Origin of the sequence: Fibrisoma montanum, from assembly GCF_003583365.1 — a bacterium.
In the GTDB taxonomy this organism is placed as follows: Bacteria; Bacteroidota; Bacteroidia; order Cytophagales; family Spirosomataceae; genus Fibrisoma; species Fibrisoma montanum.
On record NZ_QXED01000002.1, the window covers coordinates 886,330 to 904,078 of the forward strand.

16 protein-coding genes are annotated in these 17,749 nt (G+C 55.7%); 12 read left to right on the forward strand and 4 right to left on the reverse strand.

Translation table 11 applies throughout. From position 1 onward, the window contains the following. The first annotated feature begins 27 nt into the window (after positions 1-27). Positions 28-981, forward strand: a complete 954-nt coding sequence (locus DYU11_RS09355; RefSeq protein ID WP_119667375.1) for an NAD(P)/FAD-dependent oxidoreductase — start codon at positions 28-30, stop codon at positions 979-981. Between the two features lie 12 nt (positions 982-993). On the opposite strand, the gene DYU11_RS09360 is transcribed toward DYU11_RS09355, so the two are convergent. After that, entirely contained in the window at positions 994-2,268 is a 1,275-nt protein-coding gene (locus DYU11_RS09360; protein WP_119667376.1) for an NAD(P)/FAD-dependent oxidoreductase, read from the reverse strand. Between the two features lie 220 nt (positions 2,269-2,488). On the opposite strand from DYU11_RS09360, the gene DYU11_RS09365 reads away from it, so the two are divergent. From DYU11_RS09365 to DYU11_RS09395, 7 genes are all read left to right on the forward strand, one after another. Next, positions 2,489-3,103, forward strand: a complete 615-nt coding sequence (locus DYU11_RS09365) for an anthranilate synthase component II (protein WP_119667377.1) — start codon at positions 2,489-2,491, stop codon at positions 3,101-3,103. A 14-nt stretch (positions 3,104-3,117) separates the two neighbouring features. Next, positions 3,118-3,912 carry an alpha/beta fold hydrolase gene (locus DYU11_RS09370; protein WP_119667378.1) on the forward strand — a complete coding sequence of 265 codons (795 nt, stop codon included), beginning with the start codon at positions 3,118-3,120 and terminating at the stop codon, positions 3,910-3,912. A 156-nt stretch (positions 3,913-4,068) separates the two neighbouring features. Beyond that, the gene (locus DYU11_RS09375; protein ID WP_119667379.1) at positions 4,069-4,737 is read left to right on the forward strand and encodes a CBS domain-containing protein; all 669 of its coding nucleotides are present in this window, start codon (positions 4,069-4,071) and stop codon (positions 4,735-4,737) included. Between the two features lie 113 nt (positions 4,738-4,850). Beyond that, positions 4,851-5,726 (forward strand): NAD kinase, encoded by an 876-nt coding sequence (locus DYU11_RS09380; RefSeq protein WP_119667380.1) that lies wholly within the window; start codon positions 4,851-4,853, stop codon positions 5,724-5,726. A 245-nt stretch (positions 5,727-5,971) separates the two neighbouring features. After that, positions 5,972-6,973 (forward strand): DUF6089 family protein, encoded by a 1,002-nt coding sequence (locus DYU11_RS09385; protein ID WP_119667381.1) that lies wholly within the window; start codon positions 5,972-5,974, stop codon positions 6,971-6,973. 36 nt (positions 6,974-7,009) lie between these two features. Next, positions 7,010-7,684 (forward strand): type IX secretion system protein PorG, encoded by a 675-nt coding sequence (porG, locus tag DYU11_RS09390; protein ID WP_119667382.1) that lies wholly within the window; start codon positions 7,010-7,012, stop codon positions 7,682-7,684. A 109-nt stretch (positions 7,685-7,793) separates the two neighbouring features. Continuing rightward, the gene (locus DYU11_RS09395) at positions 7,794-8,585 is read left to right on the forward strand and encodes a M23 family metallopeptidase (protein ID WP_199736695.1); all 792 of its coding nucleotides are present in this window, start codon (positions 7,794-7,796) and stop codon (positions 8,583-8,585) included. A 168-nt stretch (positions 8,586-8,753) separates the two neighbouring features. Here DYU11_RS09395 and DYU11_RS09400 read toward each other — a convergent pair whose 3' ends face one another. From DYU11_RS09400 to DYU11_RS09410, 3 genes are all read right to left on the reverse strand, one after another. Then, a complete protein-coding gene (locus DYU11_RS09400; RefSeq protein WP_009280847.1) occupies positions 8,754-8,960 on the reverse strand; it encodes a hypothetical protein in 207 nt (68 codons plus the stop codon). A 6-nt stretch (positions 8,961-8,966) separates the two neighbouring features. Beyond that, positions 8,967-10,448 carry a CCA tRNA nucleotidyltransferase gene (locus DYU11_RS09405; protein ID WP_119667384.1) on the reverse strand — a complete coding sequence of 494 codons (1,482 nt, stop codon included), beginning with the start codon at positions 10,446-10,448 and terminating at the stop codon, positions 8,967-8,969. A 75-nt stretch (positions 10,449-10,523) separates the two neighbouring features. After that, positions 10,524-11,054 (reverse strand): L-threonylcarbamoyladenylate synthase, encoded by a 531-nt coding sequence (locus DYU11_RS09410; RefSeq protein ID WP_119667385.1) that lies wholly within the window; start codon positions 11,052-11,054, stop codon positions 10,524-10,526. A 204-nt stretch (positions 11,055-11,258) separates the two neighbouring features. Between DYU11_RS09410 and DYU11_RS09415 the strand changes: the two genes are divergently transcribed. The 4 genes from DYU11_RS09415 (at position 11,259) to DYU11_RS09430 (ending at position 17,692) form a co-directional block, all read left to right on the forward strand. Then, positions 11,259-12,398, forward strand: coding sequence for a helix-turn-helix domain-containing protein (locus DYU11_RS09415; RefSeq protein WP_119667386.1), 1,140 nt, complete (start codon positions 11,259-11,261; stop codon positions 12,396-12,398). 123 nt (positions 12,399-12,521) lie between these two features. Continuing rightward, positions 12,522-15,437, forward strand: a complete 2,916-nt coding sequence (locus DYU11_RS09420) for a TonB-dependent receptor (protein WP_119667387.1) — start codon at positions 12,522-12,524, stop codon at positions 15,435-15,437. 55 nt (positions 15,438-15,492) lie between these two features. After that, positions 15,493-16,305 carry a tyrosine-protein phosphatase gene (locus DYU11_RS09425; RefSeq protein ID WP_119667388.1) on the forward strand — a complete coding sequence of 271 codons (813 nt, stop codon included), beginning with the start codon at positions 15,493-15,495 and terminating at the stop codon, positions 16,303-16,305. Between the two features lie 277 nt (positions 16,306-16,582). Then, on the forward strand, positions 16,583-17,692 hold the full coding sequence (locus DYU11_RS09430) for a Kelch repeat-containing protein (protein ID WP_119667389.1): 1,110 nt from the start codon (positions 16,583-16,585) through the stop codon (positions 17,690-17,692). Positions 17,693-17,749: the final 57 nt, after the last annotated feature.

The window sequence follows — 17,749 nt, forward strand, 5'->3', positions numbered from 1 at the left end:
CTAAACATACGAATACTCCCCTGATTTATGCCCACCTCATTAATTATTGGCGCGGGAATGGCCGGTCTGACGGCCGCTCGCGAACTAGCCCGAATCGGCTGGACCGTCACCGTACTTGATAAAGGGCGGGGCGTTGGCGGCCGGATGGCAACCCGACGCATTGAGCAGGCCCGGGCCGACCACGGCGCCCAGTATTTCTCGGCAAAAACACCGGAATTTCAAGCCTACGTTCAGCAGTTTCTAACAAACGGTATAGTCAGCGAGTGGCCGCTTCCCGACACCGACCATCCCCGCTACGTTGGCCGCGACGGTATGAGCGCTGTGGCCAAGCAACTGGCGCTGGACCTCGACATCCGGACGGGTGAGCGGGCGATAAAGATTGAGACAACCGATACCGGCTGCCGGGTGCTGACGGATACCGGCGGGCGTTATGAAGCCGGTTCGCTGCTGGTTACCATTCCTGTTCCGCAGGCACAGACCCTGTTCAACGACAGTGGTTTTGTCTTGTCCGAACCCGAGCAGGCTGCGCTGGCGGCTGTTGCGTACAAACCTTGTCTGGCCGTTATCGTGGCCTTGAACCAGCCCAGTCGAATTCCGACACCGGGCGTACTGCGTTTCGAGGAGGGACCCATTGCGTGGGTGGCTGATAACCAGCAGAAAGGTATTTCGCCCAACCAGCCATCCGTAACGATTCACGCGAGTCAGGCCTTCAGCCAGGCTCATCTGGACGATGACCTGAACGCCGTTGGGCAGGGGTTGATCGATCGGCTGCCGGAATTCCTGCCGGCCGATGCGGTAGCTACGTACCAGGTACACCGCTGGCGGTACAGCCAGGCCGATCAGCGCCACAACGAGCCGTTTCTCCGGATCAACGCCCCCATTCCGCTGCTCATCGGGGGCGACGGCTTCGGGATGGGCAACGTAGAGGGCGCTTTCCTGTCGGGCTACCAGATGGCACACTGGCTTGCGCAGAGTGCCTAACCTGCAAGGCCGTTACACGCTCTGGTTTTCGCTGATCATCTCGGCCACTTCCCGGCCGGTCTGCATGGCTGCGTTCAGGGACGGGTAGGCCGTTCGGTCGCCACACTGATACAGGTGCGCGTCGAGTTTCAGCGTCGCATGGACGTCGGTCAGGGCGGAGCCTGCGTTGTAGGCGGGTAGCGCGTGCGGAATGTGGTACGTTTTTAAGTGCTGCCAGCTCTTCACCGTTTCGCCGAACCAGCCCGTTAATTCCGTCCTGATCCGCTCGGCCAGCACATCTTCCCGTACCGTTTCCAGTCCCTGGGTGCTGACGGAGATCAGACTCCTGCCGTTGGCGGCATATCCCGGTGCTACGTCGGTCATCACGGCGATGTTGTGCACCGCCGACGCCCGGTTCGGGTTCAGCATCAGCAGTTTCTGTTGATTGGGAGACGCCGGGGCTGTAAAATACGTGCAGGTAGTATGGTTGAAAGCCTGTTCCGGGGGAACCGTGCGGTTGAGAAGCTGAGCGATCTGGGCCGCATCAACCGCCAGCACAATCGTTTTTGCCGTAATCGTATCGCCGGTTGCCAGCCGGATCTGATGCCCCTCGATGTGGCTGACCGGACAGTTCAGCCGAATCTGGTCGGGAGTGAGCCGGTTCGCCAGTTGTCTGGGGATTTCGCCAATGCCCAGGGCGGGCACAGCCACATCGCCACTGTAGAACATCCGGAAGCAGAACTCAAAGAAATTGCTGGAGGTCACGAGCGCATCTTCCAGAAACACCCCGCCGAAGAAGGGACGGAAAAAGAGTTGAATCATCCGCTCCGAAAAGCCCATCTCGCGCAGATAAGCCAGGGTCGTGGTTGGCGTTTGCCGGAACAGATCCGATACGGTCAGGCGTTTCGTTCGCTGGAGCAGCTCAACAATACGTAGTTTATCGGCGAACGTACCGACCGGCGAAACCAGGGTCTGGAACACGGACTGGGGTTCCTGAAAGGGATTGAGCAACGTAGCCCAGTGGGATGCCCGGTCGCCCTCATATCGGATCAGTGCCCCCGATCGGAATGCCCGCAGGTCGAGGGCGGTGTAGTTAAGCAGTCGTTGGGTTTCGGGGTAGGCCGTCAGCAGAATCTGAAAACCCCGATCGAGCCGGAACCCATCCACCTCGTCGGTCCGGACGCGCCCGCCCACATCATCAGAGGCTTCGAGGAGGAGGGCGTTGATGCCGGCTTGTTTGAGATAAACAGCGCAGGTTAATCCGGCCATACCGGCACCTATAATCACAACGGGCGATTCAGTGGACATGCAGCAATCGGATCAGGAATGATAAATGATGGCCAAAGTTACTCCATCCATCGACCTGTCCATACGAAGTAGCTGGCAAGGTTGGTACTTTTTTTATAAAAATTGAATAATAGCAAGTTGTGTATTTCGTAAACAATTGATAGTCAGTCTCCGTACAATGTGAATTAGTAATTTTTTTAGGAAATGTAAATTTTGTCAACAACCTTTGTGTTATAACGGTATGAACGTATTGGTGGTAGACAATTTCGATTCGTTTACGTATATGCTGGTCGATTACCTGCAACAGGCCGGAGCCGACTGCCGTATACGGCGTAACAATGAATCGCTGCACCACCTGACAGCGGAGCCGGTTGATGGGGTAGTTTTGTCGCCCGGACCAGGTACTCCCCGGCGGGCTGGTCAGTTGATGAACGTGATTGACCACTACCACCAGCGGGTGCCCATGCTCGGGGTTTGTCTGGGCCATCAGGCGCTGGGCGACTACTTCGGAGCCAGGTTAACAGCGGCACTCAGGCCAAGGCACGGGAAAGTGGATACCCTCTACGTAACAACCCGTGATGTGTTGTTTGACGGACTGCCCGACCGGTTTGGCGTAACGCGGTATCATTCGCTGCTCTTGCGCGACCTGCCGGCTGACCTTGAGGCAACCGCCAGGACGGATTCCGACGAAATAATGGCAATGCGGCACAACCATTTGCCGATTTGGGGGGTTCAGTTTCATCCGGAAGCGGCCCAGACTGAGCACGGATTAGGAATTGTAAAGAATTGGATTAATTTTGTAAAAAATAGGACCGTTAGTGCGGAGAAGATGATGCCAGCCCTGTCTGCATCCTAAACTGCTCAAAAGGTATGAATTATCAGATTCGGGAAGAAGCGGGATTCCGCTACGTAGATGAAGGTCAGGGTGAAGTACTGTTGCTGCTGCACGGGTTGTTCGGTGCACTCAGCAACTGGGACGGGGTCATCAACGGGTTTAAAGGACAGTATCGTGTGGTTATTCCCATGATGCCAATCTATGAAATGCCCGTCCGGGAGGCTAGTCTGGAAGGACTGGTTGCGTTTATCGAACGCTTTGTGGCGCAGAAACAGCTGACTGATCTGACCCTGCTGGGTAATTCGCTGGGCGGTCACGTTGGGCTGTTATACACCTTCAAACACCCGGATATGGTGCAGCGGCTGGTTTTGACGGGTAGTTCTGGCCTGTTCGAAAACTCAATGGGTGGCTCATTCCCCAAACGCGGCAGCTACGATTACATTGCCGAACGCGTAGCCTATACCTTCTACGACCCGAAAGTGGCGTCCAAGGAACTGATCGATGAGGTGTTTGACATCACCAGCAGCATTCCCAAGTGCATGAGCATTGTGGCTATTGCGAAATCGGCCCAGCGTAATAACGTCGCCAAGGATCTGTATCGGATCCAGGTGCCGACGCTGCTGGTGTGGGGGCTGAATGATACGATCACCCCCGCCGAAGTGGCGCACGAATTTAACCGGCTCATCGACAACGCTGAGCTGCACTTTATCGATAAATGCTGCCACGCTCCGATGATGGAGCATCCCGAGCGGTTCAACCAGTTGCTGAGCGACTGGCTAACCCGCCACCCGCTGGCTGTCAATTCGTTAGCCGGCGAAGAGGTCGTGTAGCCAATCCATTGCTTTTCAGGGCCAGTTGCTTAGTGGAACGTTCTGCCGGCGAAATCCGCCGAACGAACCGTTTATCCATTTTTCGCTAAGTATTGGAAACTATGGTGTAATTTCCGTAGTTTTCTGCCATACAGTTTCTACTTATCGCCAATTACTATGCTTGCTGCTGAACTAATAGACCCGATGCTCCCGGCGTTGAAGCCCACCGACTCGGTTGGGCAGGCGCTCGACTGGATGCAGGAGCACCGCATCGGGCAACTGGCGCTGATTGATCAGAGCGAATACCGGGGCGTGGTCAGTGAAGAATTGCTGATGGACGTGCCGGACGACGAGCAGCTGCTTAGCGAGGTGATGCGTTTGTTTGAGCAGGTGTACGTCTACGAAACGCAGCATCTGCTGGAGGTGTTGAACTTGCTGATCGAAAACCGGCTGGAAGTGGTCGCGGTGCTGAACGAAGGCCGCGAATTTATGGGAACCATCTCGGCCAGCGAGCTCCTCAAGCAGTTTGCGCAGGAGTTGGGCGTGCAGGAGACCGGTGCCATCCTGATTCTGTCGATCAATGAGCGCGATTACTCCATGGCGGAGATCAGTCGCCTGATTGAATCCAACAACGTCAAAATCATTAGCAGCTACTATTCCAGCGCGGCCTACGGCATGCCGGATAAGTCGCGGCTGACGCTCAAGCTGAACCGTCGGGACATTACGCCGGTGGTGTCGACGCTCGAACGGTTCGGCTATCAGATTGAAGCCGCTTTTGCCAATGTACCGGTGGAGAGTATTGATCAGGAACGTCTTGATCTGCTGCTGCGCTACCTCAATACGTAGTTTTTGGTTTTCGGTTTACGGTATATGGTTGTTCCTCCGTCGGCCCAGGCTGGCGGGGCCAGCCATATACTGAAAACGATGAACCGAAAACCGTAAGCCGAAAACCGTCTTACATGAAAATCGCCATTCACGGGCGCAACTTCCCCGAATCTGCCAGGTCGTATATCCAGTCTATGTTTGATGAGCTGGCCCAGCGACAGGCCACCATCCTGATTTCGCATGCCTACCGCGGCTTTCTCGACATGGCCGGGATTGTCCACTACAGTGAAGAAACGTACCAGCCCGACGAAGGGGTCTCCGAAGCTGATTTTATCTTCAGCCTCGGGGGCGATGGAACGCTGCTCGATGCCGTCACGCACGTAGGGGCCCGGGAGATTCCGATTGTTGGGATCAATATCGGTCGGCTGGGCTTTCTGGCTACGGTTTCTCCGGCCACGATTCGCTTCATGATCGATGCCCTGTACAACCAGCAGTTCAGCATTGATGACCGGTCGCTGGTCAGCGTTCAGTCCAACATCGACATCTTCAATGGGTTGCCGTTCGGGCTCAACGACTTCACCATCACCCGCACCCAGACTTCGTCGATGATTACGGTACATACGTACCTGGATGGCGAGTTCCTGAACTCCTACTGGGCCGATGGGCTGATTATCTCGACGCCATCGGGTTCGACCGGCTATTCGCTCAGTTGCGGGGGACCGGTGCTGTTGCCGCAAACCAATAATTTCATCATTACGCCCATCAGCCCGCATAACCTCAACGTACGGCCGATGATCGTGATGGATTCCTGCCGGCTCTCGTTTGAGGTGGAAAGCCGAAGCGGCAACTTCCTGGCCGCGCTGGACTCCCGTTCGTATACCGTCGACGTATCGACCCGCATCAGCGTGCAGAAAGAGCAGTTTAAGGCGCGACTCGTAAAACTCAGCGACGACAACTTTCTGAACACGCTGCGCAGCAAATTAAACTGGGGGTGGGATATTCGGAATTGAAAGGAGGAAAGGAGAAGGGTAGGAGAGGGAAAGAAGTTGAAATCAAGAAGACCTCAATTACTCTCCTTCCGGTATTTCCCTTTCCTCCCCTTCCTCCTTTCCTCCCTTTCTTCCTTTTTTTCAACCTTTTTTCCAGCGTGGCATAATTTTAGTGGGAGTTTTCCAATAAAAGCGACACGTTGGCCGTTTCCGAGATGAACCGGCCAACCAATGCCGGATCAGGTTGATTCACGTAAATAGAAGTTATGAAGATATACCATTATGTGACAGCAAGCCTGCTGACAGCTCTTTTCGTGGTCGGTACCGCAGCCGAAAGTTCAGCGCAGCGGCTTTACAACGGTTTTGCTCCTTATTCCTCCGTTTCGTTTGGCGTTGGTTCTTCACACTACTACGGCGACCTGGCCGGTTATCGCCGGGCCTTTCGGGCCACGTACATCATGCCCCGATGGAACGTAGGACTTGGCTACACCCGCCAGTTTACGCCTAAATTTGCCGCTCGGGCTATGTTTACCTGGGCACGTATTTCGGGGGATGATTACACGTTCAACAAGGTTAATCCGGAAAAGTATTTAGTACAATACGCCCGGAACCTGCACTTTCGTAATGACCTGAAGGAGTTTTCGATTACGGGTATTTACAACTTCATTCCGGACGGCCGCAACTCCAACGCCCGGGCTAAAATAACGCCTTACGTGTTTGGGGGACTGGCCCTGCTGGCTCATAGTCCGGAGGCCCGCACGCCCTACAACGAAAGTTCGCCGGATTCGTCGCGCCGGTGGGTGAAACTCCAGCCGCTGCGGACGGAAGGGCAGGGGCAGCCGGGCCGGGACAAGCCGTATTCGCTGGTGACGCTCGCCATTCCGGTGGGGATCGGCGTTCGGTACACCTTCAACGAGTCGTTCAACATCGGGTTTGAGATCGGCTACCGCTACACCTTTACCGACTACCTCGATGATGTAGGTGGTAACCCCTACCCTGAAGCAAGCGCTCTACAGGGCTTGGCATTGCGCATGAGCGATCGACGGCAGGAGCAGTATGCATCGCGCAAGAAAAATATTCCGGATCGCTATGCCGTGCTCAGAGATCTGTTCAATAGCAGAACGGATCTACAAGGCCCGATCAGCGATGCTTTACAGGGAAACTTGCCCCGTGGTGGCGATGGTTTACTGAACGATGGCTATATCCTGACAAACCTGTCGATTCATTACATTATTCCGGGCAAAATCAAGTGTCCGCCGATCAAATAGGCAACCGTACCTATCAGAAAGTTGTCTTTCAGTCTGATGAGCTATTTCCGAGTCACGATAGCCCGGCTCCTTGCAGTCGGGCTTTTTATCAGTTTTGGCGCACAGGCGCAGAAGATCGAGATTGGCGGAGGGGTTGGCGGTATGCTCTATAAGGGCGACGTAGCACCGGCGCTCAATCCGCAGTTTTACCGACCGGCAACCAGCGTGTTTTTTCGTTACAACGCCACCCGGTCTTTTTCAGTCCGGGGTGGTCTGGCCATCGGCGGTATCCGGGGTGATGACCAGGCCAGCCGCGATCCGCTGCAGCAGGCGCGTAACTACTCGTTCCGCACCCGGGTCAGCGAGGCTACCATCGATCTGGAGTATAATTTTCTGAATTATGTACCGCAACGGAACGTACTGAACTGGACGCCCTACGTTTTTGCCGGATTTGGTTTGTCGAGCTATCGGAACACCGTGTTCAGGGGCCGGTCGCTACCCAGTTTTCCAATCGGCATTGGCGTTAAGTACGAAATAAAACGACCCTGGAGCGTTGGTTTTGAGTTCGGTACCCGTTTTTCAAACAACGATTATGTCGACGGCCTGGGCGAGCGGACCTTCGGCGCCAATAACTTCAACAAACTGGCTCAGGGTAATCCGGCGTTGAAAGACAGTTACACCTACACGGTCCTGACCGTCAGCTATACCTTCTACAAGATCGTTTGTCCGTAAGGTCCCGGTAGGCAATTTCCGGCGGTCCATTCCCTAAATCAGCCATCTTTGCGTAATTTTGGCGACTTAATCCATCGTAGCAAGGGTGAAAATTGACGTATATTCGTTCATGCGAATTGTCGGAATGGTGGTGGCTGTGTTAGTGGGCGGGGTCAACGTGGCTTCATCACAGGTTGTTCTGACCAGTTCAAACGAGCCAACCGTGTATGGGTACTGCCAACAGTTTCAGACACTTTATGTACAGATTCGGGAGCAGACCATAGAGCCTGACTCGGCCCGGGCGGTGTTCAGCAGCATCATGAAGGGGCTGCAGGAGCGGTTCCGTAGTCAGGAAGCAACCGTCTACGATAGTGTGCGCATTGATAGCCTGATGCGCAAAGGGGCGTATTTTAATTTTCCTTTACGGGGCTATTCGCCCCGTTCCATCGGCGGTACGCACGGCGAAGGTTATCACGCCCGGGGCTTCGATCTGTTTGATTACAAAGTACGGGGCAGTCATCCGGCGCAGGATATCTTCATTTACGACCGCAATCAGGATAACCTGGATGATAACACGAAAGCTCCGGTAGATGTGCTGGCCATGACGAGTGGCGTGGTGATCGGCATCGAAACAGGCTGGCTGCCGGGCAGTGAATACCGGGGCGGCAACTGGATCTGGATGTACGATCCGGCGCTGCACGGGCTGTTCTATTACGCCCACAACAACGCGGTGACCGTAGCGCCCGGTCAATGGGTGCAGGCCGGCGAAAAAATCGGTGAAATCGGTCGATCAGGCTTCAACGCCTACAAGGCCCGCTCCGGTACGCACCTGCACCTGATGTACCTGCAAATTGGTGCGAACGGTCTCCCTCAGCCCCGCAATACCTACGAGTGGCTGCTGGCGGCCCGGCTGACGAAATAAGCAGCGGTGCCGGAAACAGAGCTGTCAGACGTACCGTACAGACAGCTCTGTTTCCGGCACCGTTTTCGGTCGACCGGCTGACGAAATAAATAGCGGAGCATTTGCCGGGGCTGTCTGTACGGTACGTCTGACAGCCCCGGCAAATGCTCCGCTTCGCGTCTAAGGTCGTTACAGGTCCCGAACCAGATTCACACCCGTGATCAGGAAGATCATTCCGACGAAGAACGGAGCGGCCGCTTCGCCTTTACTAATGCTCATGCCCAGAACGGGTTTATTGTCAGAGAGGAAGGCAATGAGCGCAAACAGGACAACCGCTACGCCCAGAATGGTTAGCGAAGCCCCGAAAAAGCGTCGAAAATTCGTGTTGTTCTCCATTATCAGTTATTCATTACTACTGGTTAACTCTTTAACGGGTGTCAGCCCCTGTTTTCGGCCTTCTGCGATCAGATACGGATAAGCCGCGTCGAGCGTATTGGCCACAATGCCGTCCAGAATAGCTTCCCGCACAATTGATTTCAGGTTACCAACCTCCTTGGAAGGCGGCAAACCAAACGTTTCCATAATCAGCTCTCCCGTAATGACCGGCTGGAAGTTTCGAAGCTTGTCACGCTCTTCGAGGTCATGAAGCTTCTGTTCGACCCTGGCGAAGTTACGCAGGTGCTTCTGTACCTTCTCGTAGTTCTTCGACGTGATGTCGGCGCGGCACAGACTCATGAGACCCTCCAGATCGTCGCCCGCTTCGACCAGCAGCCGGCGTAGCGCCGAATCGGTGATCTGTTCCTTCACCAGGGCAATGGGGCGGAGGTGTAGCCGAACGAGTTTCTGCACATACCGCATGTGTTCGTTCAGGGGCAGCTTCATGGTACGGAAAATACCCGGTACCCAGCGGGCACCGAGGTCTTCGTGACCGTGAAAGGTCCAGCCGACCTTAGCATCAAAGCGTTTGGTCGCTGGTTTGGCAATGTCGTGGAGCAGGGCCGCCCAGCGCAGCCAGAGTTCCTGCTCGGGATTCGTGTCGTTGGCCGACCGTTTGCGGTTAGCTACGTTGTCGAGTACCTGCAGGGTATGATAAAAATTATCCTTGTGGCCTTTCCCCTCAATGGTTTCCACACCTTTCAGAGCTACCAGTTCGGGGAAGATGCGCTCCAGCAGCCCGGCGTGGTACAGCAGCTTGAACCCGTAGGAAGGCGTCGGCGACAGAACGATTTTGTTCAGCTCGTCGGTGATACGCTCCCGCGATACAATCAGAATGCGTTCGTTCATCCGCACGATAGCGTCGAACGTATCGGGTTCAATGTCAAAACCGAGCTGCGAGGCAAACCGGATGGCCCGCATCATCCGGAGCGGATCGTCGGAGAACGTAATGTCCGGGTTAAGCGGTGTCCGAATAAGTTTGCGTTTGATATCGCGCAGGCCATCGAACGGGTCGATCAGTTCACCAAAGCCGGGATTGCCGGTATGGTTCAGGCTGATACCCATGGCGTTGATGGTGAAATCGCGCCGGTTCTGGTCGTCTTCGAGGGTACCGTCCTCAACAATCGGCTTGCGCGAATCAGACCGGTACGATTCTTTGCGGGCGCCCACAAACTCCACTTCCCAGTCAACCCCATCCTGGCTGGTGCGCAGCATGGCGGTGCCGAAATTGGCAAACACGGCCACGTTTGTATGCAGCGCCTTCCCGACGGCTTCGGCGAGGGCAATGCCGCTGCCCAGGCACACTACATCGATGTCGCTGGAGGGGCGCTTCAACACCAGGTCACGCACGAATCCGCCGATTACGTAAGCCTGAACACCGAGTGCATCGGCCTGGCGGGCGATAACGTCGAAGACCAAATTTTTATCTAAAGTGTCGCTAAAGTTCATAAGTTATTCTGCGCTTTCGGTCCGGCTGTCGGCTGAATCCGGCGCTGATTGGAACGGTTGGCAAGTCAACCGGTCTTATTTTCGTAAAAATTCAAGTTCTCCGCCCACACCCAGCCGCATAATACGGGGTCTGCTCAAGGTGGCCGGTGGGGTACCAAATCGGCTGACCACAAGGCCCTCGGCCACCAGCGGCAGCGCCTGCGCTTCGAACGGAATAATCAGGAGCCCGCGGCCCAGGCTCCCCAGGAGCCGCTGCACATCGGCATTCAGGGACCGGCGAACGGCGACCTCCGGTTGCTGATCGAGCAGGACCGGCGACAGGTTTTTGCCTTGCTGGTACACGACCGTGAGCGGATTCTCCGCAAACTCGACCAGATCGAACGCGATGTCGGGTACTCTGGCTACGTACAGCCCCAGCATATCCGTATTCGGAATCAGTACGGTGGGTCGTGAGCCGGCCGGGGCGGTTGCCGCGACCGTCAGCAACTGCCGCACAGCGCCGTCGTTAACCGGGTCGGCCGCTATCGACCAGCCGGTTTCGTCGGCCAGAGCAACGAGTTGTCCCTGCCGGAGTTGATAAGCGGTATCGCGGGTGTTTGCAGCCATGGTTTAATAACCCGCAAAGATACGTCAGGTTTGGGCGCGGCCAATAAGTTCGTGTGGGTTCCCATGAGATTTTAGGGTAAGGTGCTCGTTCGATACGTTGACGATCAGCCGGCAAGCGGGGCCTTTCATTCATAATTTGATAACCTGATTCGCCACTTTCGACTGCGATCGACTCCGTATTTTTACTGAAAAGAGACACCCCTTATGCTGTTTCTCGTTACTACCTTTGCGTTCGTACAGACGTGTGTTGTGCTGTATGTGTTGCCGCTGCGCAACACGCAGACCCGCAACTACCCGTACATAAAGGCGCTCCTGCTGCTGATCATCATTCATCTGGGCATCAAGCTGTTCCTGCTGGGCGTACTCAAAAACGGCTATCTGTTCAGCCGGCTGACGAGTTTCACTACGTTCAGTTACGGGCCGCTGCTGTATTTTCAGTACCGTCAGCTGGTGGGGCGCTCGCTGAACTGGAAAATCCAGCTGCTCCACCTCATCCCGTTTCTGGCGGCTTTTGGGCTGTACACCTTCTGCGTGATTACCCAGCTGCCGATTCAAAAACCGGTAGTATTCGAGTCTATGTTTGCCTGGTACGCCAATGGGGTGCTGGTGTCGCTGATCGGGTACAGTAGCTACATGATCTGGCTACTCCGTCGTCCGGCGGCCGTTCCGAAAGACGATCAGCGATTCCTGCTTCAGATCAGCGGGTTGCTGATTGCGGTGGTTCTGAGCGGCATGATCATCAAGGAGGTAAGTGGGACCCTGGGTTACGACTACGATCCGCATTTCATGGCGTATATCATGCTGGGTCTGGTGTCGTACCGGTGCCTGCGTTTCTTCTTTATCCAGTCGGCTGCGACTCCTGCCGGGCAACCCGATGACGCCGTAAGCCAGGACGTTACAGAGAATCAGGTCAACAAGGACGGTATTACGTACGAAAAATCGGGCTTGTCGACTCAGCAGGTCGACGCTTTATTCGACACCATGGAGCAGTTCATGCAACGGGACAAGCCGTATCTGGAGCCGGAACTGTCCCTCGACGAGCTGGCCGCTCGCTTGAAGTCGACCCGGCAGCACGTATCGCAGGTCCTGAATCAGAAAGCCCGAAAAAATTTTTACGCGTACGTGAACGAGTACCGGGTTTATGAAATGATTCAACTGATGAAGCAGCGCCCCGACGGTCGGATTCTGGAGCTGGCGTTTCAGGCCGGCTTCCAGTCGAAGACAACCCTGAACTCGTATTTCAAAAAAGTGACTGGATTCAATCCCACCGAGTACCAGCAGGCCCTGAGCGGCAACACGGCGCTGGCAAGACTTAACAATAACGTAACATTGGCAAAAGGCTGATAATCAGCAATCGATTGTCGTTTAGACGACCCAGCCGAACGGCGCGAACCTCGCCGTTCGGCTGGGTCGATCTGTTTTTGGCCGCGCTCTACCTTCGCCCCGAAGTATTAACCAATCACAATCATGTCTTTTGCAAAACGAATGCTGGTACTCTGTTGCTGGTTGCTGACCCTGGGGTTGCCGCAGTGGGTTGCGTTCGGTCAGGCTGTTGAACGGGCTACGTTGACCGGTCGTATCGAAGATGCCAACGGGGTTCTGCCCAGCGCTACCGTTCTCGTTAAAAACACAACGCTGGGTGCTGCTGCCGACCTGAACGGGGCTTTTCAACTGCCGAACGTACCGGTTGGCCCCCAAACGCTGCTGGTCCGCTTTATCGGGTATAAAACCCTGGAAGTTCCCGTGGAGGTGAAGCCGGGCGTTAATCCGCTGCCGACTATCAAACTATCGGCGGAGGGTACGCAGCTCGCCGATGTTATCGTGAAAGGAACCATGGCCGCGTCGCAGATCAAGGCCATGAACATCAAGCGGAATTCGCTGGCAATCATCGACGTACTGGCTTCAGATGCCATCGGTAAACTGCCGGACCGCAACGCGGCCGAGGCCGTGCAGCGGATGCCGGGCGTGGCGGTGGCCCGCTACCACGGCGAGGCCGATCAGGCTACGGTTCGGGGATTGCCTTTCGCCTGGACATCGACGCTGTTCAACGGTACCCGGATGCCGAGCGCCAACGTTGGCGGGTCGCGCAACGCGGTGCTGGATGCGGTGCCGTCGGAAATCATTGAGTACGTTCAGGTAGCCAAGGCGCTGACGCCCGATATGGAAGGCGACGCCATCGGGGGCTCGATCAACTTCGTGACCCGCACGGCCCCCGAGTTCCGGAAGTTGAGTGTCAGCGCGGCCGGTGGGTACAACAACTTCTCGAAGGATGGTACCTACAACGGCTCGATCGTGTACGGCGGCCGCTTTTTCGATGGCAAGCTGGGCGTGATGCTGTCGGCGGCCGTCTGGGATCGGCGCTGGGGAACGGATCAGTACACAATAGCCTACAATACCGGTGCCACGAACCCGCAGCAGCAGGTGGCCATCAACAGCCTGCTCCTGAAGCGGTACATGGGGAAGCGGCAAACCTACGGCCTCAACGCCGGGCTGGAGTATCGGTTCAATGCCGGTAACCGAATCTACGGACGGGCGCTGCATGATAAGTTCAACGACATCCGGCCGGTGTACGAAACCTACTTTCTGTTCAGTTCGAACGAATACCAGCTCAATTTCCGGGATTCGTTCTACGAGACAACCATCGACGGCTACGAGATTGGTGGCGAACACCAGCTATCGAAGCGCCTGAAAATCGACTGGCTGGCGTCGGATTACCTGACGGAGTATGTAATCGACAATACGCCCTCGACAACGGACCCCAATAAACGGGGTCTGCCCATTGCCACTTTCCGGCAGAGGCTGTCGAAAGGATTCGGCGGGTTGTCGTCGGACGGCAAAAAGTACCTGAAATTCGACGCGCCGGACGGTATCGGCGACGACCCACTGGCCATTATGCCGCGCCTGAACGATCCGGTAGCCGATGCCATCGACCCGACAAAGCTAACCCTGCGGCAACTGGTGATTCTGCAACTGGGCGTGAAAGAGCAGGATCAGGTTGGGCAGGTAAACCTTAAATTCGACGTATCGCCGAAGTTCTCGCTGAAAGTAGGGGGTAAGTACCGCCATAAAGACCGGAGCGGACGTAGCACGAGTGGCGCTCTGGTGTATCTGCCGAGCGCGGCTCTGGGCATCCCGAATTCACCCCCGCTGGTGCCGCTGAGTCAGTTGCAGCGCGAATCGTTTCCGCTGCGGGGTGGTTTCTTTCAGGAAATCGGTAGTCCGTACAATGGATACGCCGTCGACAACATTACCCAGGATCAGCTGGCGCAGTTGTTTTCCCCCTCGTTTCAAACCGCCAACGGTTTCCGCGATGTAACGCCGGCTTCATTCCCGACCACGTATTCGGAGGGGGTTGAAAACGTTATGGCGGGCTACGTAATGGGCGAGTGGAACGCAACGAGCAAACTGAAAGTCTTCGGGGGCGTTCGCGACGAATACACATCGCTGCGGGTGAGCGGTTCGTCGTACCGGCGCGAAAACCGGACCGTCGAAGGAAGACCGACCGCCGTCGATGTGATTACGCCCGTCACGGTTTCGAACGACTACCACGCCATCCTGCCAATGGTTCACGTCAAGTACGCCCTGAACCCAAAGGCCAATCTGCGGGCGGCTTATACCCGGACGTTTATCCGGCCCCTGTTCACGGATCTGGTGCCCACCGAAAGCGTGAACCTGACGAGCAATCCCGTGACGATCACGCGGGGGAATCCGGACCTGCGGCCGACGTTTGCGAGCAACTACGACCTGATGGGAGAATATTATTTCGACAACATCGGTCTGCTGTCGGGTGGATTGTTTTACAAGAACATTACCGACGTAGTGTTTCAGGATCGTTCCGTGGCGCTCGAAGGTGGCATCACCACAATCACCTCGCAGCCCCGCAACATGCGCTCGGCTAAACTGATGGGGCTGGAAGTCGCCCTGACGCGTCGGTTTACGTTCCTGCCCGGCTTCCTGGGTGGTTTTGGGGTTGAGCTGAACTACACCCATACCGACTCGGAGGTGGAGGTACCGCGGCCCGTCGGCAGCGACGTAATGATGGATAAAACCTCACTGCCGCAGCAGTCGAAGCACCTGTTCAATACCATCCTGTTCTACGAACGCAATGGCCTGACGGCCCGACTGGCGGGTAATTTCCGGGGACGGTCGGTAGAGGCCATCAGCCAGCAGCTCGGTCCGCGGCTCTACACCTGGACCGACGACAACTTTACGGTCGATTTTTCAGCCGCGTACACCATCAGTAAGCAGATCCGGGTCTTCCTGGAAATCAACAACCTGACCAACGAACCGATTCGCCAGTACCTCGGCGACCGGCGCCGGCTGGTCGACTCGGAGTGGTATTCGCAGCGGGGACAGGCCGGTATTCGCTGGGATATTTTCTAAGTAGCTAATCAGGAACAGCATTCATTGAAACTCATAGTTAAAGACATACGAACGCATGAAATTTATCATCTTCTTTCTGTTACCAACGCTGACATTTGCTCAGGATACACTGGTCTACAACACTAAACGGGCCGTAAAACTGGAAGGCACCAGCAACTTCCGCGATCTGGGTGGCTACCCGACTCAAAATGGCAAGACGGTCAAATGGGGGCATATCTACCGCTCGGCCGACATCAGCCGCCTGACCGACAGCGATCTGAAAACGCTTGAAACTCTTCATTTAGGCGTCGACTGCGATCTGCGCGGTCCCGATGAGGTGAAAAACGGGCCCGACCGGCTTCCGGCGGGGGTTCAATACGTGAATTTGCCAGCAGGAAGCGAAAACATCCGCATGAGCGAGATGGGTAAGATGATGCGCAACCCGGCCCTGCGCGATTCGCTGATGGGGGCTTCCTACGGCCAGACAACCCACCTGAAAGCCAAGTATAAGCCCATGTTCGACCAGTTGCTCAGCCTCGATAATAACAAAGCGCTGCTGTTTCACTGCACGGCCGGGAAAGACCGGACCGGCGTAGGCGCTGCGCTGATCTTATCGGCGCTGGGCGTTCCGCGGGACATTATTCTGAAGGATTACGAAGCTACCAACGAGTACTGGAAAGCCGATCGCGAACGGATGATGAAGATGATGGCCCAACAGGGTATGCCCGAAGACCAGCTACGTCCCATGATGGCCGCCAATCCGGTCTATCTGGAACAAACCTTCAAAGCAATTGACCAGACGTACGGTTCCATGGACAAGTTTCTGGCGCAGGAAATGGAACTGACTACCGAAAAACTGGCCACCCTCCGGACGAAGTATTTGAATTAACGTAAGGCCCGTGGAGTAAACGTGTACCGTAATGAATGCCAGGTATGCGGGATAAATTCATCCTGCCTGGGACTACATCACCCGGCTGACACGTTGACCATACCGTACGTAACGCCTTCTGTTCCTGGACGTAGCCGGGCAGAAGGCGTTTTGGTTTGATTCGGCTGCTGATATTTTCAACAGGTCCGGAATGAAAACTGGCCAGAAAAGACGAATTACCAGGGAGATTCAGCAAAGCGGTATAATCCGCTTCTATCTACACCAAGCCATCAGACTCATGCGTTCTACGTTATTCATCGCCCTGGCGACGGTCGGTTTTTTATGGAACTGCCGTCCGACTGCCCAACAACCCACTCCCGAAACATCCGCTCCCGACTCCTGGCGTCAACTGGCCGACGTTCCGGCCGGGAAACCGCTGCTGATGGCAGCACTGAACGGCAAAATCTACATTGGAACGAGTGCCAATACGGAGGTATCAAAGCAGGATATACTTGCAAAACTCTGGGAGTTTGATCCTGCCGACCGGCGGCTAACTGCCAGACAGGACTTTACGGGCCAGCCCGTCCGTGACTTTACTTACTTCACGCAGGGCGGCAAACTGTTCGTAGGTCTGGGGCAGGGCGATGGTACGTCAGGGTTGATCTATGGCTATTCCCCGGATTTCTTTGCGTACGATCCGCAGCAGAACGCGTGGCAAAATATAGCTTCGGTGCAGAAAAGTGGCGTCCCGAACGTGCTGATTGGCGCCAGGGCCAACGGCCTGAATTTCCGCGACCGGGGGCTGGTACTGCACGGTACGTATAAAGCGAATACGCCTACTACGTTCGAAAACAGCGGTGGAGCCACTTACAGGCCGGCCGACGGCTGGAAGCCGGTTACCGAAAAACTGTTCGGAACAACGCCCTACCCAACTGAACCGGCGAGCCTGGTTCAGTATAACCAGGCATACGTAGAAACAACCCACTGGGGTGGTTTTGCCTGTACGCTTAACGACCGGATTTATATTGGTGGCGGTAGTCTGCCGTCGCCCTCTCGTTGGGGTGGCTATCAACCCAGTCAGGATTATACAACGTACCTGGGCAGCCGGATCATGTGGGAGTATACCGTACCGGAACCTGACGCGCCGACCGGCCTGACGATGGTGCTGAACGCCAGACTTGAAACCCCTTCCGGCGATTATAACCTGTCGGGCAGCCGCGAAAGCTTTGCGTTGAAGAATAAGCTCTACATCATAACCCTGGCGGGCGACGTACTGACGTTCGACGGGGCTACCAAACGCTGGGATAAGCTGACCAACCTGCCGGGACCTGTGCTGGCCGGCGTGGCGCTGGGCGAAAAAGCGTATTTTCTGACGGCCAACGCTATAGTTGACTATACCCCAAAGTGACCATTGGGTCAGGTAACGGATCGGTGACGCTCCGTTTGCTTTTACCGCCAGAATCGC

Excerpts from the sequence above, each read along its gene's own strand:
- DYU11_RS09385 (WP_119667381.1), top strand. The coding sequence starts at position 5,972 with ATGAAGATATACCATTATGTGACAGCAAGCCTGCTGACAGCTCTTTTC.
- DYU11_RS09400 (WP_009280847.1), bottom strand. The coding sequence starts at position 8,960 with ATGGAGAACAACACGAATTTTCGACGCTTTTTCGGGGCTTCGCTAACC.
- DYU11_RS09355 (WP_119667375.1), top strand. The coding sequence starts at position 28 with ATGCCCACCTCATTAATTATTGGCGCGGGAATGGCCGGTCTGACGGCC.
- DYU11_RS09380 (WP_119667380.1), top strand. The coding sequence starts at position 4,851 with ATGAAAATCGCCATTCACGGGCGCAACTTCCCCGAATCTGCCAGGTCG.
- DYU11_RS09375 (WP_119667379.1), top strand. The coding sequence starts at position 4,069 with ATGCTTGCTGCTGAACTAATAGACCCGATGCTCCCGGCGTTGAAGCCC.
- DYU11_RS09420 (WP_119667387.1), top strand. The coding sequence starts at position 12,522 with ATGTCTTTTGCAAAACGAATGCTGGTACTCTGTTGCTGGTTGCTGACC.
- DYU11_RS09405 (WP_119667384.1), bottom strand. The coding sequence starts at position 10,448 with ATGAACTTTAGCGACACTTTAGATAAAAATTTGGTCTTCGACGTTATC.
- DYU11_RS09360 (WP_119667376.1), bottom strand. The coding sequence starts at position 2,268 with ATGTCCACTGAATCGCCCGTTGTGATTATAGGTGCCGGTATGGCCGGA.
- porG (WP_119667382.1), top strand. The coding sequence starts at position 7,010 with ATGAGCTATTTCCGAGTCACGATAGCCCGGCTCCTTGCAGTCGGGCTT.
- DYU11_RS09415 (WP_119667386.1), top strand. The coding sequence starts at position 11,259 with ATGCTGTTTCTCGTTACTACCTTTGCGTTCGTACAGACGTGTGTTGTG.
- DYU11_RS09410 (WP_119667385.1), bottom strand. The coding sequence starts at position 11,054 with ATGGCTGCAAACACCCGCGATACCGCTTATCAACTCCGGCAGGGACAA.
- DYU11_RS09395 (WP_199736695.1), top strand. The coding sequence starts at position 7,794 with ATGCGAATTGTCGGAATGGTGGTGGCTGTGTTAGTGGGCGGGGTCAAC.
- DYU11_RS09430 (WP_119667389.1), top strand. The coding sequence starts at position 16,583 with ATGCGTTCTACGTTATTCATCGCCCTGGCGACGGTCGGTTTTTTATGG.
- DYU11_RS09370 (WP_119667378.1), top strand. The coding sequence starts at position 3,118 with ATGAATTATCAGATTCGGGAAGAAGCGGGATTCCGCTACGTAGATGAA.
- DYU11_RS09365 (WP_119667377.1), top strand. The coding sequence starts at position 2,489 with ATGAACGTATTGGTGGTAGACAATTTCGATTCGTTTACGTATATGCTG.
- DYU11_RS09425 (WP_119667388.1), top strand. The coding sequence starts at position 15,493 with ATGAAATTTATCATCTTCTTTCTGTTACCAACGCTGACATTTGCTCAG.